Here is a 1452-nt window from a genome sequence, read left to right as displayed (position 1 = left end):
CTAGTAGGGCTTTGTTAGGTCCTATGGTGGGGGTCGGGGGTTGGTGCGGGTTGGCCGCATATCGAGCAGGCGCCGGTCCAGGTGGCCAGGAGGGCCTGGAGTTCGCGGAGGACCGCGTACAGGGTCAGGCCGGCGCAGGGGCTTTTGGGTCGAGCCTGAGCATGGTGCAGAAGGCCTGGGCGAGGGCGGCGAGGGTGACGTGGCGGTGCCAGCCGGAGTAGTTGCGGCCCTCGAAGTGGTCCAGGCCGAGACCGTCCTTGAGTTCGCGGTAGTCGTGTTCGACTCGCCAGCGGATCTTGGCGATTCGCACCAGCTCGCGTAGCGGGGTGTCGGTGGGAAGTGTCGAGAGCCAGTAGTCGGTGGGCTCGGCGCTGTCGGGTGGCCACTGGGCCAGCAGCCAGCAGTCGGGCAGGGATCCGTCGGCGGCCCGGCGGATGGTGCGGTTCGCCGGGCGCACCCGCAGGGCCAGGAATCGGGAGCGCATTTCGGCGTTCGGGTTGTGCTTGGTGGCCTTGCCGCCCTGGCGCCAGGTCACTGTCCGCAGCGCTGATCGTCCTTCTTCCAGGGCGAGTTGGCGCAGGGTGGTGTGCGGCTGGGGGTAGGCGGAGACGGGTGGGCGGCCCTGCCCGGAGTACGGCGGGCGTTCGGGTACCGCGTAGCCCGGGTGGGCGGTGGTGGTGGCCTTGACCGCGACCGCGTAGGTCAGGCCGCGTTCGGTCAGGCCCTCGCGAAAGCCGGTGGCGTCGCCGTATCCGGCGTCGGCGACCACCGGCAGGTCGGGCAGCTCCCACTGCCCGCGGACCTCATCCAGCATGTCCAGGGCCAGGCGCCACTTCTCCCGGTGCCGCTCGTCGTCGGGGATGCCGGCCTTGGCCCGGCGGCGGCGGATCGCCTCGGCCAGCAGCGCGTCATCGCCGTGTTTGGTGTCGTCCCAGCTCTCGGGCAGGAACAGGCGCCAGTCGACCGCTGAGGACGCGCGGTCGGACACCAGGTTCACGCTGACGCCGATCTGGCAGTTGCCGCGTTTACCCAGTGCGCCGCAGTACATCCGGGCCACCCCCGGAGAGTCGTAGCCGTCCTTGGGGAAGCCGACGTCGTCGATCGCGTACGCCTCGGGCGCGATGTGCGCCGAAGCCCAACGGGCCAGCCGCTCCCGAACCTTGGCATAGTCCCACGTGGAGGAGGAGACAAACTGCTGCAACTGCTGGTGATCCACACCCAGGCGCTCGGCCATCGGCTGCATCGACTTGCGCTTACCGTCCAGCATCAGCCCGCGCAGGTACAGCTCGCCCTTGGCCCGCTGATCCCGACGGGCCAGCGAACCCAGCATCTGGGCCGCGAACGCCTCCAAGCGTGGGCGGACCATCTCCATCTCCTCAGGTGTCACACCTGAAAGAAAATCACAACCCCACCCTGGCCGATCATCCGGGGCACCTAACAAAGCCCTACTAG

The 1452-nt window shown here is 69.0% G+C and carries 1 protein-coding gene; it reads right to left on the bottom strand.

The features are described 5' to 3' along the window. Positions 1-124: 124 nt before the first annotated feature. Positions 125-1387: an IS701 family transposase gene (locus ACFVX9_RS39775; RefSeq protein WP_387987195.1), complete on the bottom strand. Its 1263-nt coding sequence runs from the start codon at positions 1385-1387 to the stop codon at positions 125-127. Positions 1388-1452: the final 65 nt, after the last annotated feature.

This window comes from Kitasatospora sp. NPDC058243 (genome assembly GCF_042882025.1).
Lineage (GTDB): Bacteria > Actinomycetota > Actinomycetes > Streptomycetales > Streptomycetaceae > Kitasatospora.
The sequence above is the reverse complement of the archived record's forward strand: the minus strand, read 5'-3'. Positions and strand labels throughout refer to the sequence as shown.